Below are 19,004 nucleotides of genomic sequence, written 5' to 3' on the forward strand. Positions count from 1 at the left end.
AACAAACGAACATTTAATAACATTTTTTCAAAAATATTAAGATTTTCGCTTCATTTTTTATAAATTAAGCTGAATCCCACTTGAATTAAGGCCAAAAGACTCAAACATCTTGATTCAAGACAACATCTCAAGATTCATTTCCAGTTAAACGGCCAACACAGTCATATACTTTTTGAAAGTGTCAAAAAGCTCTTGCCTAGCTTTCATGCTCATATTTCACCTTTTACACTCTAACAGAAATCACCCTTGAATTAAAGGGAAACTTCCAGATACCGCCTTATTATGTTCATTTAACGTAATATTATTAGCGGGCTCCAAAAGCAGGGTATCATTGAGTCAAGAATTCAAAAAAACAAAAACCCGGCTTTTTGCCGGGTTTTTGCAGGTGTGAATCGAATGAAGCCAACTTACACTTCTTGTTCGTAATCCGCTTCTTGTTTAGCGTTTTCAAACGCAATGCCCACTACATGAATGTTCACTTCGCCCGCGTCGATAGCGGTCATGTTCAACAAGGCTTCACGAATGTTATCTTGCACTTCCTGAGCAACTTTCGGAATTGAGACACCAAACTTCATGACACAATAAAGTTCGACTTTGATGGATTCTCCCGTTAAGTCAACTTTAACACCTTTACCGTGGTTCTTTTTACCAAGCTTTTCAACTACACCTGTAGCGAAATTCCCGCGCATATGTGCAACACCTTCAACTTCCGATGCAGCGATACCCGCAATCACCTCAATCACCTCAGGCGCAATTTCAACTTTGCCCAAACCACTATTATAATCATTCATTTCGAGTAATTGGCCTTCCATTTCACTCATTCAAAAGCACCTCCTGTCTTCCTTTACATTATGAGTTCATTACATCATATATTTCAAGGAATTTGGTATTAAATTCTCCGGAAACAAATTGTTCATGCTGAAGTAACTTAATATGGAAAGGAATTGTCGTGCTGATCCCTTCAATGACAAACTCACCTAAAGCGCGTTTCATCTTCTCAATCGCCTCGTCTCTCGTTGGTGCGTGGACAATCAATTTAGCGATCATGGAATCGTAATACGGAGGTATCGAGTACCCAGGGTATGCCGCAGAATCCACACGTACTCCGTAGCCACCTGGCGGTAAATACATGTGAATCTTACCTGCTGAAGGCATAAAATTCTTTTCTGGATTTTCCGCATTGATCCGGCATTCGATGGACCATCCGTTAAACGTGACATCTTCTTGTGAAAGTGATAGTTTGTCACCTGAAGCAACTTTGATCTGTTCTTTAATCAAATCGACGCCCGTTACCATTTCTGTAACTGGGTGTTCGACCTGGATACGTGTATTCATTTCCATAAAGTAGTATTTTCTATTCACATAGTCATAAATAAATTCAACTGTACCGGCACCTGAATAGTTTACGGCAAGAGCAGCCGTAACTGCAGCCTGCCCCATATCCGCCCGTATTTCACCATCCAGGGCCGGAGATGGAGTTTCCTCAACAAGTTTTTGCAAACGTCGCTGAACCGTACAATCACGCTCACCTAAATGAATGGCGTTGCCATGATTATCTGCCATGACTTGAATTTCAACGTGACGGAAGTCCTCGATGAACTTTTCAATATACACGCCTGGATTCCCAAATGCCGTCGCGGCTTCCTGTTGCGTGATGTTTATGCCTTTAATGAGTTCTTCTTCGGTCCTTGCGACCCGGATACCTTTACCGCCCCCACCGGCAGTAGCTTTGATGATGACTGGATAGCCCATTTCATTAGCGAGGGCTACACCATCATCCGTATCTTTAATTATGCCTTTGGAACCTGGAACGATCGGCACACCAGCTTTACGCATGGTTTCCCTTGCTACGTCCTTCGTTCCCATTTTATTGATGGCTTCTGGGCTAGGACCGATGAAAATGATATTACATTCACGGCATAGCTCAGCAAAGTCCGCATTTTCAGCAAGGAATCCATATCCAGGGTGAATCGCATCGGATCCCGTTTTCTTGGCTGTACTGATTATGTTCGTTGTATTTAAATAACTGTCTTTTGATAATTTAGGACCGATGCAATATGCTTCATCAGCAATTTGAACATGTAATGCTTCTTTATCCGCTTCTGAATAGACCGCTACAGTCTCGATTCCTAATTCCTTGCATGCCCGGATGATTCGGACAGCAATTTCCCCACGATTGGCAATTAATACCTTTTTAATCATTTAGAAACAGCTCCTCATTCCGGCTTTACTAAAAATAATGGTTGTCCATATTCTACAAGTTGACCTTCTTTTACAAGGACTTCAACGATTTCACCGCTTACTTCCGCCTCAATTTCATTGAAAAGTTTCATGGCCTCCACGATGCAAACAATGGAATCCCCTGTTACTTTATCGCCTGCTTTTACGTATGCAGGTGAATCCGGTGCAGGAGATTGGTAGAATGTACCCACCATCGGAGAAGTGATTTTATGTAAATTTTCCTGTTCAGTGACGGCAGCAGCCGGTTTTGCAGGTTCAACAGCTTTTGGCGCTACAGGGACAGGAGCAGCTACGGGCTTGACCTCTGCATTGGCTTGAACAACTTCTTGAGCAGCTGATGGCTGTAATACTGTACCCGTTTCAGTTTTTTTCAATTTAATTTTCGTTCCTTCATTTTCAAAAACGAATTCACTGATATTTGATTGATCGACTAGCTTAATAATTTCACGAATTTCTTGCACTTTCATTTTGTGGCACCCCTTGTCTAATTTAATATGAGTTTGTGAGGCAATAATATTTTATGTAACCTTTTACCCTTAGCTTATCCTACTTTGTCCAATTCTGCACAATGTAGCCGCCTTCTCCATCCGAAAGCGTATAAACTGAATACACCCTCCATCTGTATTATAACAGATATTTCATTTTCTCAAAATATTGTTCCCATTAGAGAATTGAAAAGTTTATGACCAGCTTCTAACATCATACAATATTAGCTTATACAAATTCAATGATAGATTAGTTGCAACTTGTTATCCATGCTTTTATATTACACCTTTATTATAATATTGTGAATATTTTTCAACCGGGCACCCTTAGCGTTTCCACTTGAATTCTGCTAATTCTCACTTTGAAACCTGCATTAATCTCCATCTAAATTACTTTTCTAGAATATTACGGATGATCATAATACCCATTTCTGTTTGAGTTCCTGGTATCAATTTACATAAAAAAACTTTTTCTCTAAAGTTTCCCGGTTGTATGTTAGTGAAAAAATAATAATAAAAAAGCCTCCCTTTTTTTATTTAAGGGGGACTTTCAAATTTTTACGATTATGAACTGTTGTGTATCAGCCCTTATTTCTGTATCTGAGATTACTTTTCCGGTTGGAAATCTACCACTACATTTTGTGCATCGCTGACTTCTTTCCTTACGAGGCGGATAATGTTATTGGCCTCTGTTTTCGTTTGTTTATCGGCCTTGACACTCACCTTTACATCCGTTCCGTCTACCCGGACCAGTGCGGCATTGTAATCCATGGCTACAATTAAGTTTTCGATGATATTTTCTTTTACTTTCGTTTCACTTAATTGCTCGATTTTCGCATAAGCCTCATCTCGTTCTTCAGCGGATAGATCTGTATTGCCCATCTTTGCAGTCAATTCTTCATTCAGCTTAGCCCGTTCATCTTCAATCTGCATCCTTAACGATTCGAACTCGTCCCCTGATGCAATGGTTACAGAAGAACCTTCTGTATTTTTGGACGTTTCTTTTTCACTTTTATTTTCCCCTTTGGTATCCGCTTTGCTATCTGTTTTACTTTCTGTTTTACTTTCTGTTTTATTTTCTGCCTGTTCCATTTCTTCAGTTGCCGTCATATCGGCAGCATTTTCCTCAGGAGCTGTTAAATAATAGACTGAAAGTACAACGACCAGACTTAGCATAGTCAATAACCAAACGGTTTGTTTTTTTAATAACATGTAGATTTTCCCCCTTATTTTTTAGGCATGACAGAAACCCTGTGACTCGGTACATCAAGTGAACGTGTGACAGCCTCGATGATCCACTTCTTTATTTGGATGTTTTCAGCCCCTTTAGCGACTACCAGGACGCCTCGTACACTAGGTTTTTTCGTTTCCGAAATGATCGGCCCTTCTTTTTCACCGCTTTTGACCAAAACGAGCTGTTCATCAACCGATGTGTCTTCGACCGTCCTTTTGCCGCCTTCCTGGTCGGTTTCTTCTGTGACTTGTTTTTGGGTGACTTTGTTTCTTTCATATACTTTTTTCTCGGATGCATCCACGTAGATTACGACTTTTACATCCTGGACGCCTGCGATGGATTCAAGCGCTTCCTTCATTTCATTCTGAAGATATATTTCATAGTCTTTTGTCGTCTTGAATTCGGATTTCTTCTGGCCGAATGTTTCAACATCCCCTTCGTCATCTTGTTTATCATTATTGAATACCGTCTTCACTTCAGGTGTTTGTCCCGTCTGGTTGGTGGTTAACAAATTCCCGGCCATCATAATTCCCGCTCCCAAAAGGACAACTATTAGAGCATAGACATACAGGGAAGGTTTTTTTTCCTTAGGCTCTTTTTGGTCAGGGTCTTTATTTAATAGTTTTTGCAGCCAGGATAATGGACCTTTGTCTTTGTTCAATACTCAGTCACTTCCTTTCCCCGGCGATTTCAATGATCTCTTCATCAACGGACCAACTTGTTGCCAGAAACCTTTTGACAGCATCCAGATTGGCATCATTCGGAGTGGAAGGTCTATCTGCATTGATATCAACCTTCGCTACTGCCTCTATCTCCGAGTCTTCTTTCCCCTCTGCCTTTTCCAATGATATGGTTATGTTTTGCAAATCATCAACGCCCGGCTTTTCCTCATTCTTGACTCCTACTTCAATTGAACTAATCTTCATGTTATAGTCCACCATCAGCTCCTCTTCCACTTCTGCCTGTAAGTCAACAGCCATTTGTTTTAAAATATATGCACCCTGGGTAGCTTGTATTTCTTTTTTCTTCATTTCTGTCAAATTTCCTAAATCTTTTTTTTTCTGATCTTCAAATTCACTTGTAGCCGCAGAGAGGATTTCGTCGAAATCCTTATTGAATAATCCCAATATAGGAGTGATGATGATCGCAATCAGTAAAAGTCCGATTACCATTTTGGCATACTTCTGTAAAGCCGAATTCGGTAGAAGCATATCGATCACAGTAGCCAGCAATACAAATATGATGATGTTGGATACCCAGCCAGCTAAAAAACTCACCAAGCCCTCCTCCTTTCTAACGAACCATCAATGTAATGTTTCCAGAGGCGATAATTACTGTGATACTTAAAAAAAACATGAGTGAGACAATGGCCAATGCTGCGAAAATATAAATCATGCTTTTACTTATAATGTCAAGGCACTTTATTACAGGCCCCCCGCCCAGCGGCTGCAAAAGACTCGCTGCCAATTTATAGACAAAAGAAATCATCAAGATTTTTATGGCGGGAAATGTGGTTATGAGCAAGAGAATAATGACGCCTGACAAGCCAACTGTATTTTTCAGAAGAACGGAGGCACTGATGACCGTATCCGTTGCATCTGTAAACATGCGCCCTATTACCGGTATAAAGTTACCTGTCACGAATTTGGCCGTTCTAATCGTCACTCCGTCAGCTACAGCGGAGGATGCTCCCTGAACGGATATGACGCCAAGGAATATGGTCATGAATGCTCCAAGGATCCCGATGGCAAAATTACGGAGAAGCTGTGCCAGCTGTGTCACTTTATAATGTTCGGTCAGCGTGCTGACGATGCTTAAAATCGCTGCAAAGAATAATAACGGAAGGACGACAAACTGGATCAAGATACCGCTTGTATTCATCAAAAACATTAATACCGGGTGAAAGAAAGCTGCTGATACAAGTCCGCCTGAAGCGGCTATTAAGGCCAAGAGTAAAGGGATGAGCGCCATTAAAAAGGAAATCATCAAATCTATCGTATCTTTTGTATATTCAATCGCCACATGAAAACTGTTAAGTGCCAAAATGATCAGCACCATATAAACGATTGCATAAGCGACTTTACTTACGGAGCTTTGTTCAAACGCATTCTGCAAAGACTGCAGGAACATGCTGAAAACTGTTAATAAAATGAGTGATCCCAGCAGCTTTCCATTCACGAGCAGTTCATGAAAAATGAATTTTGTAATCCCCTTTATCCATTGCTCAAAGGAGAATTTCTTATCACCGCTTACAAAGTCCATGAAGCTCCCTTTCTGGCTTTCCGGTAAGAATCCTCCATATTCCGTTACGATGTCATCCCAATATTGTTTGAGTTCATCGACACCGAGCCTTTCTATTTGGGCTTGTACCAGTTCCGACTGCATGATCGGCTCTTGATCGATTTCACCACTTTCAGGATCTTCGGCAGCTTGTCCAATAGATGTATGCAAAAAAAAGAGTAAAACGAATAGAATGGATAAGTAAGGCATCCGCTGCTTCATACATTCACCTCATTGACTAGTAGAAGTAATCCGTTAACTTGGGAGCATCTGTAAAATCGTTTCGATGATGACCGTCAAAATCGGAATCGCCATGGCAAGAATCAAGATTTTTCCGCTCAATTCTATTTTGGAAGCGAGCGACCCTTGCCCTGCATCTTTTGTAATTTGAGAAGCGAATTCGGCAATATAGGCAATTCCGATTATTTTTAGGATGGTCTCCAGATACACGGTATTTACATTCGCATTCACAGCAATTTTTTCTAACATCAAAATGATTTCGTATATCTTATCCGCTAGAAAAAGAAATATGGAGCAGCCTACAAAAACGACAAGCAGGAATGCGAAATTTGGTTTTTGCTCTTTGACGACTAGGGCCAAAAAGGTGGCAACTAGGGCAATGCCCACGATTTTTATGATTTCAATCGTGAATCCCTCCCTTACTGAAATAGGAATACAGATTTAATTTTTTGAAATAAATCCTCTACTACAGAAGCTACCATGAATAAAATATAGATAAATCCGAAAAGTGTGACCCACTGGGCATATTCCTTCTTCCCAACCTGATCGAGTATCGTGTGAAGAAATGCCACAACAAGCCCTACACCAGCTATTTTAAATATGATGTCCACATCAATGCCCATTTTCATTCCCCCCACATATTCCTACATCAGCAAGATGATCAATAATAGACCTGATAAAAAACCAAGACTTTTCATCATTTTTTCATATTTTCCCTGTCGGTCGAGTGCATCGCTCTCTTCCCGTTCCAAGTGTGCCATCGTCAGCATGATTTGCTTTTGCTGATGATATTTATCGCTTTTTCCAAGCGTCTCCCCAAACTGTGAAAGAATCTCGAATTCTCCCTGTTTTAAAGCAAGGGATTGCCATATTTTCTTCAAACTATCATCCCATGCTTCTTTGACGGTGGTCTCACCTGATTCGAGTCGATTTGCAAAGGTATCGAAAAAGATGGATAAAGGTTTGGGCATCTGCTTAGAAAGTTTCCTTGCTGCTTCTTTCAAAGGTGTGTGACCATACATGATTTCTGCTTCAAGTGATTGCATGGCGACTTTTAGCTGCCTCAGTTGGCGGGGCCTCATACTTAATTTTTTCGCAGCTTCGAAACCTGCCCATGTCGTTGCAATGATAATGATTGCTGCTCCAATTAACTTAAACATGCGGGTTCACACTTTCTCCCAAGAAAATGGGAACCCCCGCTGCATCAAGGACTTTGTAGCCCCTCTTTCCGGATTTACTTCTCTGTAATTCTATAAAACGTTCAAAGATGTTTTGCTGTAATATTTCTGTGATGAAAGGCCGCTTCTTAACTTCAGCCAGTGTATGGCCATGCGTAGTTATCATGAGTTTAATACCTGCATTCACAGCTTCCAGCACAGCCTGTGTATCCTCCGCGCGGCCTATTTCATCCACGATCAATACATCAGGGGACATCGAACGGATCATCATCATCATCCCTTCCGCTTTGGGACATCCATCGAGCACATCCACCCTTGTTCCAAATTCGAGCTGCGGCACTCCATGAACACACCCGGCAATTTCTGAGCGCTCGTCCACTATTCCCACCTTTTGAGGGGGAATGCCCCGTTTTTCATCTCCACTGGATATCATTCTTGCGATATCACGTAATACCGTCGTTTTTCCTGTTTGCGGAGCACCAATCAACATCGTATGTTGCCATTCCCCATTATATAAATAAGAAGTGAGCGGTTCAGCAGCACCTATTTTTTCACGTGCAATCCGAATATTGAATGAGGAAATGTCCCTGATCGCTTTGACCGCCCCATTTTCCAGGATAACCTTGCCAGCAAGACCCACCCGATGTCCACCCGCTATAGTTATATATCCTCGTTTTAATTCTTCCTCAAGTGTATATAACGAAAATTGACCTATCTGATTCAATAATTGATCTGCATCCGAATGGGTCACTTCATAGGAAAAGAAGAAAGGTTCCCCACCTACAATGACCTCAAGCGGCCTTCCAACCCGAATCCGCAGCTCTTCCATCTTTTCGATCATCATCGGTGTCATACCCCGGAGTTGCTCGTATAATTTTTTCGGTAAAAAAGAAAGAATCGTTTCCATTTTGACAATCCTCCTGTATACACCACTTTCAATAAAATATATGCCGACCACCCCACAATGATGACAGGCTATTAAAGAAACCGGCCATTTATTGATTTTTTTATTACTTCCTGGATCTAAAAAAGACCAAAAAAAAGACCGAGAAATTAATCTCGGTCTACAGTCTTTTTATTAAAAAAAGTTGCAGTTGATTTCAGAAATCCGCTCCCTTTCCGCCTGTCTGCCAAGCCTCCTCGGCGCAAGCGCCTGTGGGGTCTCGGCTAGCCAGTTATTCGGCAGGAATGTCGCAGATTTCTTCTATCCAGTGAGGGGTCCACTCCATAAAAAAGGTAAAACATGAAGGATAACCAAGTCTTCTTATAAAATCATGGTTTGGGATTAGACCAAACGGACCCTCCAGACTGTAGACAAATTTGAAGAAAGCCAGTTGCCTACAGTCTTTTTAAAATAGAAGGATGAAAACTTAAGGTGATGAGGATGCTTTTTAAACATGATCATGATTCTATTCAGCGAGGTCAGCTTGAAATGATTACTACTTTAGACCAATTGGTGCCAGCTAAACATTTGGTTCGTAAAATGGGGATTTAAAGTACACAACAACAAATAAAGAGGGCTATCGTGAGTACAAATCATCTATATCCAATAAAAAATCAAAAAGGTTTCGGAATGAAACCATTCCGAAACCTTTTTGTCTACAAACGAAACCGAGAAATTCATCTCGGCCTTCTTTCATTTATGCGCGTGATACGTAAGAACCTTCATTTGTATTGATCAATAATTTGTCACCTTGGTTGATGAAGAATGGAACTTGAACCGAAAGGCCCGTCTCAAGTACCGCTGATTTCGTTCCGCCTGAAGATGTATCGCCTTTTATTCCTGGCTCAGTCTCCGCAACTTCAAGTTCTACTGTGTTTGGAAGCTCGACCCCAAGTGTTTCGGCTTGGAAAGTCATGATATGTACTTCCATATTTTCCTTAAGGAATTTCAGTTCACGTTCAATGCTTGAAGCTGGTAGCTCGATTTGGTCATACGTTTCGTTATCCATGAATACATGGCTATCTCCGCTTGCATAAAGGTACTGCATTTTGCGGTTTTCGATATGTGCTTTAGCAACTTTTTCACCAGCACGGAATGTTTTCTCCTGGATCGAACCTGTACGAAGATTACGAAGTTTAGAACGTACAAAAGCTGCACCTTTACCAGGTTTAACATGTTGGAACTCGATAACCTGCCAAATTCCATTATCTACTTCAATCGTAACACCCGTGCGAAAATCGTTTACAGAAATCATAAAATTGTCCTCCTACATGTACATGTTTACAGAATGATTAACTCTTTCGTTGAATGAGTAAGTGCTTCGTTACCTTCATTTGTAACGATTGTATCATCTTCAATCCGCACTCCGCCTACCCCCGGTAAGTAAATCCCCGGCTCGACGGTTACGGCCATACCTGGTTCTAAAATGATATCAGACCTTAAGGATAATGCCGGACCTTCATGAACTTCCAGACCGATTCCATGTCCAGTCGAATGTCCAAAATACTGCCCGAATCCCTTTTCTTCAATTAAATTACGAGTTAGTGCATCCGCTTCCCTGCCCGTCATCCCAGGTTTTATCCCAGCCATTCCGCGCAGTTGCGCTTCTAAAACAATGTCATAAATGTTAATAAGTTCTTCACTTGGCTTGCCAACTGCCAATGTCCGAGTTATGTCAGACACATATCCGTTATAGTATGCTCCGTAATCCAATGTGACAAAATCGCCTTTTTCAATGATTTTATCCGTAGCCACTCCATGTGGAAGAGCAGATCTTACACCAGATGCTACGATAATATCAAAGGATGAGGAAGTTGCCCCCTGTTTCCTCATGAAGAATTCAAGTTCATTGGATACATCCAGTTCTGAAATCCCTGGACGCATGTAATCCAGAATATGTGTAAAGGCAGCATCAGCAATAGCAGCCGCTTCCTTTAATATCTTAATCTCTGATGAAGTCTTTATCAAGCGTAAATTCTCAATAACTCCAGACACCGGCAAAAGTTGTGCTTCAATGCCCGCTTCGTATGCCTTATATGTCGCAAAAGTCATATGCTCTTGCTCAAAGCCCAGTGTGCCGATATTCATTTCTTTTGCCTGCTTACCGACTTCTTCGATGATGGTTCCCTTATGTTGGACGATTTCATAGTCTGCAGCCTGCTTGCCCGCTTGTTCCACGTATCTGAAATCAGTGATGAATTTAGCTTCTTTTTGGGAAATCAGGACGACGCCTGCACTTCCCGTAAAATTGGTCATGTACCGGCGGTTATATGTACTGGTGATCAAAAAACCATCAATGCCCACCTTTTCCATTGAGGCTCTTAAGCGCATTAGTTTATTCATTTAATTTCTCCCCTTTGCAATCTTTGTGATCGCCTGCAACGCCAATTCATAACCGTGTATCCCCAAGCCGACAATCTGTCCCGCCGATACCGGCGCGGTCACTGATTCATGCCGAAAGCTTTCACGGGCATGTATGTTCGAAATATGCACTTCCACAACTGGAACATCAATTCCGGCAATTGCATCACGAATCGCATAGCTATAATGAGTAAAAGCTCCAGGATTAATGATAATCCCGTCGATCCCATGATCTTCTGACCAATGGAGCTTGTCGATAATCGCCCCTTCATGGTTAGATTGAAAAGAGGTAAATTCCACATTCAAGCCTTGAGCTTGCTGCAGCAATAGAGCTTCCACATCCGCAAGCGTCGAGGATCCATAATGTGCAGGTTCCCGCTTCCCCAAGCGATTTAAATTCGGACCATTGATTAGTAAGATTTTTGTCATCATCAACACCTGCTCATAATTAAAAGAATGCTTTCCATGAACATTCTATCATAATTACAAATTGTCTTACTACTTTTTTACAACCAAGAAGCGATCAGCTTTCCTTTCGTTTCTCAGCGTTTTTTTGTTGACGTATATATTCCTGATGATCGTATGATATAGAATACCCTACAAAAAGACCGTATAAAATAAAAATGCAGACACTGGTTATAATCGTATTTGCCGACATTTTCGAAATGGTTGGCAAATCGGCGAACATCGGTTTCAGGACAAATACGAGCAACGCCCAGCAAACCACTCCCAAAAAAATACCCGAAAAAATACTCTTCATCCTTTTAAAAAGACCATAGTATATAAAAGCGATCCCCACGGATAGAATTCCGAACAAAAGTATGGTCATTACCGTACCAAGCCAGTGATCGATCCAAGTCATATTCGACCACGAAGTAAGTATGAATTTGGGGCTAAACCCCATAAAATTAACATAATGGGCGATGATTCCGGCAAAACTGGCTGCAGCCCCGCCAACAAAACCGATAGCTAGTACATTGTAGATCAAGCTTTGATTTTCCTGTTGAATTTGTCCATTTTCATTAGAAGACATATCAAACACCTCCGCTACGTAGTATGCCCTTTGTTAAATAGAACTATTTTTTTTTATTCTTAAGGAGGAGAATCACTAGAGGTTTTGGGATTTATTCTGTATGATTAAATCATAAATATTGTACTTTTTTCAGAGGAAAATACCTATCCTCTGTTGAAGTTTATAATGTACACAGGATACTAACTTCCTGTGAGTCAACATTCATAAAGTAATCGCAGGGATAAAGCCGCCATTCAATTTTGGAGGACCGCCTTTAAACCCTTGTGATGCTTGATAATAAACATGTTAGCACCCATGAGAGAGCTACGTGAATAACTATTAGGTTGGTGTAGAAATGTCTGAGGTCCAAAAACCCGTTTATGGAGGGCAGGCTGTTGTGGAAGGCGTCATGTTCGGGGGCAAACATCACACAGTAACTGCGGTACGCCGCAAAGATTCAACGATTGTATATTATCACCTGCCGCGAGAATCAAAACCTGTTGTCAACCAATTAAAAAGAGTGCCGTTTCTAAGGGGTATCGTATCACTGATTCAGTCAAGTGCCACCGGCTCGAAACATCTGAACTTTTCCACTGAACAGTATGAAGAAGAGGACGGGGAAAAGCAGGACGAAAAGAAAAAAGAAACGAAAGAATCTTCTAAATTAAGTGTATGGCTTGGAGTTGCCGTAATCGGTGTTCTTTCCTTCCTATTTGGAAAGCTGCTTTTCACTTTGATTCCAGTCTTTCTTGCCGAATTGACAAGACCCATCTTTAGTGGCCATATTGCCCAGGTTTTAATGGAAAGCTTGTTCAAGTTGATATTATTGCTGGTATACATCTATGTAGTATCCATGACCCCATTGATCAAACGGGTCTTTCAGTATCACGGAGCAGAGCATAAGGTGATTAATTGCTTTGAAAGCGGAAAAGAATTGACCGTTGAAAATGTGCAGGCAAGTTCACGCCTTCATTATCGCTGTGGCAGTAGCTTTATTTTATTTACAGTCATTGTAGGTATGTTTGTCTATATGCTCGTTCCGACCGATCCATTATGGCTCCGTGTCGTGGATCGCGTTTTACTTATCCCCGTAGTGCTAGGCATAGCCTTCGAGGTATTGCAGTTGACCAACAAAGTAAGAGATATTCCCATCCTGCGTTACCTTGGCTACCCTGGCCTTTGGCTTCAGTTATTGACAACCAAAGCCCCTACCGACGATCAAGTCGAAGTCGCATTGGCGTCCTTCCACGAACTGTTAAAAATGGAAAAGAGAACTGAAAAAGATTTAGAATCGGATGTTATTGTGTAAAACATCTATACACATTTTGATTATGGAAAATCATATACTAACTTAAGGAATGATCTTCATTTATTTCAAATATTTTACATGAAGAATGTTTAAAATAAGCAAAAAATGCTTATGATGCTCTTAAGGAGGTGTCTTTGTTGAAACGTTTCATATCTTTCATGATATACGGAATCATCGCCCTCGGAGTCCTCGGACTAATGAGCCGACTATTTAATGACCCGATTGGCTTTTTTAGAAACATTCTCATAATAGCCATTGTCGCAGGGATTATTTATATGATTTATACCGGATTAACAAAGGGAAAACCAGTTAAAAAAGAGCAGCAAGCATTCCGAAAGGCTGCCCGCCAATCGAAAAAAAGGCTAAAAAACCGAACTTCGAAAAAGGATAATGTGGCTAGCTTCTCTGCAGCAAAATCATCAAAAAAAATAAAAGTGAGAAAGAAAACGGATAGTCACTTAACCGTCATCGAGGGGAAAAAGAATAAAAAGAAAAATCGGGCTTCTTTTTAAGAGCCCGATTTTTTTATGATTATTAATATGTCCAATTCTTAAGGAATTCTTTAGTACACTGTCTGCCCTGATCCATCAATTCACCCTTTTTTTCATCATTCAGATTGAAATCCATTGCAGAAATTCCCTTCATCGGGATAAATACAATATTCTGGACGTGTTTCTTGGAAATATAACGTGCATCATGGGCATCTTTCATCGTTTTGAATAGTGCGGAGAACAATTCTACCGCATTATCCACCTTATGCGGTTTCCATATCTCATCGACACTTAGTCGCAAGCCTATGACCGGTCGTTCCTTCCTTACATGATCTGAATTGAATAACCACATTGGAAAATTGCTTAACACACCTCCATCAACAAAAAGGAACGTGCTTTTTCCGACATCAAGTTTTACTGGCTCAAAAAAATAGGGAATGCTACAACTCATTCTCACTGCCTTAGCCACTGGAAATGTGAGCGGATCAATTCCATAATTCGGTAACTCATCAGGCAGTACCACCAATTTCCCATTTGTAATGTCAGAGGTTATGATACGGAGAGACTCCGGTCGAACATCCTTAAAGGTAACTACATTCCTTTCGGCAAGTTTACCGGCAACCCAGGATTCCAAAGCGTCGCCTTTATAAAGGCCCAGTTTCCAGTAAATAAGGAGCCACTTAGCAAGCGGGATAGGCAATAGACCACGCCTTTTATCCAGCATGCCGCTTAAATCTATATCAAGAAAAAGCTCTTCCATTTCTTTACCTGTGTATCCAGCGGCTACGAAAGCTGCAATTATGGAACCAGCACTTGTACCCGCTGTCCTATGGAATACAAATCCTCGTTCCTCTAATTCCTGCAGGGCTCCAACTAAACCATATCCTTTAATCCCGCCTCCGGAAAAAACGCCGTCAATAATCATAGCTGCCCTCCCCTAATCCGGTCTTTACATTTTTAAGCAGGATTAGAGCGATTTATGACAGTTTTATATGAAAGATGGCCTTCTTCAGGTAAAATACTGAATTTCCGCTTTTGGGAAAAATTCCGCTATATACCCACGAATTGCCGTTTCCAGTTCTGCGGCTTCTTCGGTTTGGTAAACATATTTACCAATACCGTATCGGCCCCATTTATATTTACGCTTCGTTTCGTCCAGTTCCAATTTCGTTTTCGGGTAGTTTTTTTGAATCACTTTTTTGGCAGGGCCAGTAAACCGATGCTGGATTAATTCGAAAGTCAAGTCTGGGATATCCACGCCTTTTAACGCCTCACTTAACCGTTCGAATAATTCACGGTAGCCCTCTTTCCATGCTTCATGACGATATATTGGAGCTACGATAAAACCCAAGGGATATCCGGCACCTGCCACTTTTCGAGCCGCTTCCATTCTTTCTTCAAAGCTCGAAGTGCCGGGCTCGAAATTCTTTATCACGTAACGTGAATTTATACTGAACCTAAATCTAGTTTTTCCATTATGCTCAGCATCCAACAGGTGGTCGACATGATGAAATTTAGTTACGAACCTTAGGACCCCATATTCACTTTTCCCAAAATATTCTATAGCCCTTTTTAACGAATGTGTCAAATGATCAATTCCGACGATATCTGATGTACAGGCCGCCTCAAAACGTGTAATTTCAGGCTTTCGCTCATTGATATAATTTTCGGCAGCCTCGAAAATCTCCTCGAGATTCACGTATGTCCTAATATATGGCTTTGTTCCGAGTGTCGTCTGTAAATAACAATAATGACAATGCCCCATACACCCGGTTGCAAGAGGGATGGCATATTCAGCAGATGGCTTTGAAGAATCGAATTTCAATGTCTTTCTGATCCCTACCACAAGCGTGGACTTGGCGACACGATATTTTTGTAAATCATTTTCTCCAGGTAGATCCCTAATTTGGTTATGTGAGGTAGTCTCACGGATTTCAATGTTCAAATCCTCAAATTTTTTTTTCAATTCCCGCCCAAGCGGGTATTCTAGTGCCCTGGGCTCGATATATACTAACTGTGGCATAAATGGTTTCATTTCGTTCTCCGTTCTTTTCTGTATTTGTTCATACTTTCAATCGAACTACACAATCTAATTAATAAGGATAGTTTTTCTTTATTCTGTTATCCTCATGATTGTTTTTAATTGGAAAATCCAAAATGAAGGAGATGCGATATGGTATGGCTAATAAACGAGACTTCTTGACAAATGGAATGGGGAAACAATCGATAACCGTCCAAACAGATAATAAATATCCAAATCCCAGGAATATACCTGGAGACTCGGTCGATGAATTTTCGGTATTAAAGGATGGAAACCAATATCTAGCCGAAAAGGAAATAGGCCAGCAAAATGAAAATGGATGAATGAACGCAAAGAGAAGCCGAATCCAACGATTCGGCTTCTCTTTATTTAAGTTCAATGGAATGTAAATTGAACAGAAGTTAAAAACCTACAAGCTCAATCGATTATGTTTATATAAAAAAGCCGTTAAGATCAGCTTTTCAGCACACTTAACGACTTCTTCTATCAGCTTAGCTTATAGCCCACATTTTAATTGTGCTCCACAATTCGTGCAAGTATTACATCCGCCCATTTCCTGGACTTCGCCTTTACGGCAGACCGGACAAGTGTTGCCCACTTCCGACCCAATCGTAACATTCGTCGAACGGAGTTCATTTATCGTATCGACCAATACGACTTTTTTCTTTACTTCCACATCTGTCAATTCGTCCATCTCTAGCTGTTCGTCCATTTGGTTTTCTTCCGCTTTGAGCGTGAGAACCTGACTGTCACGGCTGCCGTCCACATAAACGGTACCGCCTTTTGCTCCGCCTTTGTATAGACGTTCATATACTTTTTCAACCTGTTCGACAGTATATCCTTTTGGAGCATTGACCGTTTTACTGATCGAACTGTCAATCCAGCGTTGAATGATGCATTGAACATCCGCATGGGCTTCAGGTGCCAATTCCATAGCGGAGATGAACCATTTTGGAAGCTCCTCTGGATCAGCTTCTGGATGACGGTCCAAGTATTCCTGAACAATATCAGCCTTAACTTCAATGAATTTGCCAAGTCGGCCACTGCGGAAATACGTGAAGGAGAAGTATGGTTCAAGACCTGTAGATACCCCAACCATCGTTCCTGTGCTTCCTGTAGGAGCCACTGTCAATAAATGAGAGTTACGGATTCCATGTGCAGCAACACTTTCCCTGATGTCTTCCGGCATTTTTTCCATAAATCCGGTTTGTGTGAAACGCGTTCTAAGCTCATCGGTTTCTTTATCATTTGATCCGATCAGGAATGGGAAACTGCCTTTTTCTTTAGCAAGTTCCACGGATGCCCTGTAAGCCGTAGTCGCAATCGTTTCAAACACCTTGTCGACCAGGATGTTTCCTTCTTCAGATCCGTATTCCGTTTCACAGTAGATCAACAGGTCATGCAGACCCATTACACCAAGTCCAACCCGTCGCTCGCCCAGTGCCTGTTTTTTGTTTTCATCCAAGAAATAAGGAGTTGCGTCAATGACATTGTCCTGCATACGCACACCGACTTCGACGGTCTGCCTAAGTTTCTCGAAATTAACGGTTTTGTTATCTTTATCTGCCATTTCAGCCAAATTGACAGCAGCAAGGTTACATACTGAATATGGGGCCAATGGCTGTTCGCCACATGGGTTCGTAGCTACGACCTGTTGACCGTATGCTTTGGCGTTCGTCATTTCATTAGCATTATCGATAAAGAAAATACCTGGTTCAGCAGAATATGTTGCACAAATGTTTATTAAGTTCCAAAGCTCTTTAGCCCGGATTTTACGGTAAACACGAACTTTGTGACCCATTCTCTCCCATTCGCGAACATCACCGACATTATGCCATTCGGCATTATAAATAGCCATTTCTTCGGCATTATAGCTTTCAACATCAGGAAAACGCAATTCGTATTCCTCATCTTTTTCTGCCGCTTCCATAAATTCCTTAGTTAAGCAAATCGAAATGTTGGCGCCAGTTAGAAAATCGGAATTATGGACACTGTACGTTCCGCCTGTACGGATCTTTTCCTCTGCATCCCTAATGATTTTCTCGCTAAATCCACCTAGACCAGGAATCTCTTTATAATTGATGATTCCTTGATACATAGCCGTTTCCTGTTCGGTGTGCGGCGTGAATTTCAATTTATCCGTCGCATATTTCTTGATGGCCTCATCTTTAGTGTTTTCCACTAGATAACGAAGGATCCTTGGATTTTGCATTTTAGAGATGATGAACTCTGCAATATCAGGATGCCAATCAGCGAGCATGATCATTTGCGCACCGCGTCTGCTACCGCCCTGTTCAACAAGATGCGTCAATTTCGCAATATCATCAAGCCATGACACTGAACCCGAGGATTTTCCATTTACCCCTTTTGCCAGAGTGTTCCTTGGACGCAATGTCGATCCGTTCGTACCCACTCCGCCGCCGCGGCTCATGATTTCCATCACTTGTTTCCTATGTTCTGAAATTCCCTCACGTGAATCAGGTACGAATGGCATCACATAGCAGTTGAAATAAGTAACATCCGTATTGGAACCCGCACCATATAATACTCGACCTGCCGGGACAAAATTAAGGTTCTTTAATTCTTCATAGAATTTATTGAACCATTCCGTTCTTTTTTCTTCAGTGGTTTCCACTGAAGCCAAGCCTGTTGCATTACGTTTCGCAATTTGTTCATAGTATATTTCAAGCGGTTTTTCGATAATATCCAGCGGACGGTTTACAATCCCCGTCTCCACTTCTTCCGGATTATCCAATACGCCGCGGAATTCTTCATCCACCAATACCTTGGCTTTTTTGGTTTCCCAATCTATTTCAACGATGTGACCAAGACCCCGTGCTGGGAATTTCGGATCTTCCTTGATCGTCAACACTACGAAATCGCCTGCCGAGAGTGTGATTTTTTCAGTATCCTTAAAAGAATAGCGGTCAAGCATGACTAGACGGGACACTCCCTTATGCGCCATTTTCATATCAGCCGTTACAGGGTGAACCTGGGGAAATAAAGAAATATCCTTATTCAACCTTTCTAGATCAACCTTTAAAGCTTCTTTTATTACAACCGACATAATTCCCTCTCCTTTATATGTTTCAAGATCCGTTCTTGCTGCCGCAAAAATCTATATGTAGCCTTACATGTCCGTTTCGCTTAACAAGTACCCTAAATTTATCATAGCGAAACTCAAAAATC

At 41.3% G+C, this 19,004-nt stretch carries 21 protein-coding genes; 3 read left to right on the top strand and 18 right to left on the bottom strand.

Translation table 11 applies throughout. From position 1 onward, the window contains the following. Positions 1–407 precede the first annotated feature (407 nt). The 15 genes from ACDZ29_RS00725 to ACDZ29_RS00795 form a co-directional block, all read right to left on the bottom strand. Complete coding sequence (locus ACDZ29_RS00725) at positions 408–812, bottom strand: Asp23/Gls24 family envelope stress response protein (protein ID WP_222620245.1); 405 nt, start codon at positions 810–812, stop codon at positions 408–410. Between the two features lie 37 nt (positions 813–849). Next, positions 850–2,202, bottom strand: coding sequence for an acetyl-CoA carboxylase biotin carboxylase subunit (gene accC / locus ACDZ29_RS00730; RefSeq protein WP_375089501.1), 1,353 nt, complete (start codon positions 2,200–2,202; stop codon positions 850–852). Positions 2,203–2,216: 14 nt separating this feature from the next. Continuing rightward, positions 2,217–2,708 (bottom strand): acetyl-CoA carboxylase biotin carboxyl carrier protein, encoded by a 492-nt coding sequence (gene accB / locus ACDZ29_RS00735; RefSeq protein WP_289325704.1) that lies wholly within the window; start codon positions 2,706–2,708, stop codon positions 2,217–2,219. Positions 2,709–3,332: 624 nt separating this feature from the next. Next, positions 3,333–3,938 carry a SpoIIIAH-like family protein gene (locus tag ACDZ29_RS00740; protein ID WP_370015776.1) on the bottom strand — a complete coding sequence of 202 codons (606 nt, stop codon included), beginning with the start codon at positions 3,936–3,938 and terminating at the stop codon, positions 3,333–3,335. A gap of 14 nt (positions 3,939–3,952) precedes the next feature. Next, entirely contained in the window at positions 3,953–4,621 is a 669-nt protein-coding gene (gene spoIIIAG, locus ACDZ29_RS00745) for a stage III sporulation protein AG (protein ID WP_289325706.1), read from the bottom strand. 7 nt (positions 4,622–4,628) lie between these two features. Continuing rightward, the gene (gene spoIIIAF / locus ACDZ29_RS00750) at positions 4,629–5,237 is read right to left on the bottom strand and encodes a stage III sporulation protein AF (RefSeq protein ID WP_375089505.1); all 609 of its coding nucleotides are present in this window, start codon (positions 5,235–5,237) and stop codon (positions 4,629–4,631) included. 16 nt (positions 5,238–5,253) lie between these two features. Further along, positions 5,254–6,462 (bottom strand): stage III sporulation protein AE, encoded by a 1,209-nt coding sequence (spoIIIAE, locus tag ACDZ29_RS00755; protein WP_289325708.1) that lies wholly within the window; start codon positions 6,460–6,462, stop codon positions 5,254–5,256. Between the two features lie 33 nt (positions 6,463–6,495). After that, complete coding sequence (gene spoIIIAD / locus ACDZ29_RS00760; protein ID WP_289318337.1) at positions 6,496–6,885, bottom strand: stage III sporulation protein AD; 390 nt, start codon at positions 6,883–6,885, stop codon at positions 6,496–6,498. 14 nt (positions 6,886–6,899) lie between these two features. Then, positions 6,900–7,103: a stage III sporulation protein AC gene (gene spoIIIAC / locus ACDZ29_RS00765; protein WP_034308319.1), complete on the bottom strand. Its 204-nt coding sequence runs from the start codon at positions 7,101–7,103 to the stop codon at positions 6,900–6,902. A gap of 21 nt (positions 7,104–7,124) precedes the next feature. After that, a complete protein-coding gene (gene spoIIIAB, locus ACDZ29_RS00770; RefSeq protein ID WP_289315700.1) occupies positions 7,125–7,640 on the bottom strand; it encodes a stage III sporulation protein SpoIIIAB in 516 nt (171 codons plus the stop codon). Beyond that, on the bottom strand, positions 7,633–8,565 hold the full coding sequence (gene spoIIIAA, locus ACDZ29_RS00775; RefSeq protein ID WP_289325709.1) for a stage III sporulation protein AA: 933 nt from the start codon (positions 8,563–8,565) through the stop codon (positions 7,633–7,635). Before spoIIIAA ends, spoIIIAB begins: the two co-directional genes overlap by 8 nt. 733 nt (positions 8,566–9,298) lie before the next feature. After that, positions 9,299–9,856, bottom strand: coding sequence for an elongation factor P (gene efp, locus ACDZ29_RS00780; RefSeq protein ID WP_034308328.1), 558 nt, complete (start codon positions 9,854–9,856; stop codon positions 9,299–9,301). A gap of 26 nt (positions 9,857–9,882) precedes the next feature. Next, positions 9,883–10,944 carry a Xaa-Pro peptidase family protein gene (locus tag ACDZ29_RS00785; protein ID WP_289315698.1) on the bottom strand — a complete coding sequence of 354 codons (1,062 nt, stop codon included), beginning with the start codon at positions 10,942–10,944 and terminating at the stop codon, positions 9,883–9,885. Beyond that, positions 10,945–11,391, bottom strand: a complete 447-nt coding sequence (aroQ, locus tag ACDZ29_RS00790) for a type II 3-dehydroquinate dehydratase (protein WP_289315697.1) — start codon at positions 11,389–11,391, stop codon at positions 10,945–10,947. 94 nt (positions 11,392–11,485) lie between these two features. Then, positions 11,486–11,995, bottom strand: coding sequence for a YqhR family membrane protein (locus tag ACDZ29_RS00795; RefSeq protein WP_289325710.1), 510 nt, complete (start codon positions 11,993–11,995; stop codon positions 11,486–11,488). A gap of 334 nt (positions 11,996–12,329) precedes the next feature. Between ACDZ29_RS00795 and ACDZ29_RS00800 the strand changes: the two genes are divergently transcribed. Next, positions 12,330–13,283: a DUF1385 domain-containing protein gene (locus ACDZ29_RS00800; protein ID WP_375089507.1), complete on the top strand. Its 954-nt coding sequence runs from the start codon at positions 12,330–12,332 to the stop codon at positions 13,281–13,283. A gap of 137 nt (positions 13,284–13,420) precedes the next feature. Then, on the top strand, positions 13,421–13,795 hold the full coding sequence (locus ACDZ29_RS00805) for an SA1362 family protein (RefSeq protein ID WP_061464010.1): 375 nt from the start codon (positions 13,421–13,423) through the stop codon (positions 13,793–13,795). A gap of 22 nt (positions 13,796–13,817) precedes the next feature. Here ACDZ29_RS00805 and ACDZ29_RS00810 read toward each other — a convergent pair whose 3' ends face one another. Both ACDZ29_RS00810 and splB read right to left on the bottom strand, forming a co-directional pair. Further along, positions 13,818–14,699, bottom strand: coding sequence for a patatin-like phospholipase family protein (locus ACDZ29_RS00810; protein WP_375089508.1), 882 nt, complete (start codon positions 14,697–14,699; stop codon positions 13,818–13,820). An 84-nt stretch (positions 14,700–14,783) separates the two neighbouring features. Further along, a complete protein-coding gene (gene splB, locus ACDZ29_RS00815) occupies positions 14,784–15,809 on the bottom strand; it encodes a spore photoproduct lyase (protein WP_289315693.1) in 1,026 nt (341 codons plus the stop codon). Positions 15,810–15,952: 143 nt separating this feature from the next. Here splB and ACDZ29_RS00820 point away from each other — a divergent pair, with 143 nt between their 5' ends. After that, positions 15,953–16,138 carry a hypothetical protein gene (locus ACDZ29_RS00820; protein WP_289315692.1) on the top strand — a complete coding sequence of 62 codons (186 nt, stop codon included), beginning with the start codon at positions 15,953–15,955 and terminating at the stop codon, positions 16,136–16,138. Between the two features lie 173 nt (positions 16,139–16,311). On the opposite strand, the gene ACDZ29_RS00825 is transcribed toward ACDZ29_RS00820, so the two are convergent. Further along, positions 16,312–18,882 carry a vitamin B12-dependent ribonucleotide reductase gene (locus tag ACDZ29_RS00825; RefSeq protein WP_289325713.1) on the bottom strand — a complete coding sequence of 857 codons (2,571 nt, stop codon included), beginning with the start codon at positions 18,880–18,882 and terminating at the stop codon, positions 16,312–16,314. Positions 18,883–19,004 lie beyond the last annotated feature (122 nt).

Source organism: Peribacillus sp. RS7 (genome assembly GCF_041956845.1).
Classification (GTDB): domain Bacteria; phylum Bacillota; class Bacilli; order Bacillales; family DSM-1321; genus Peribacillus.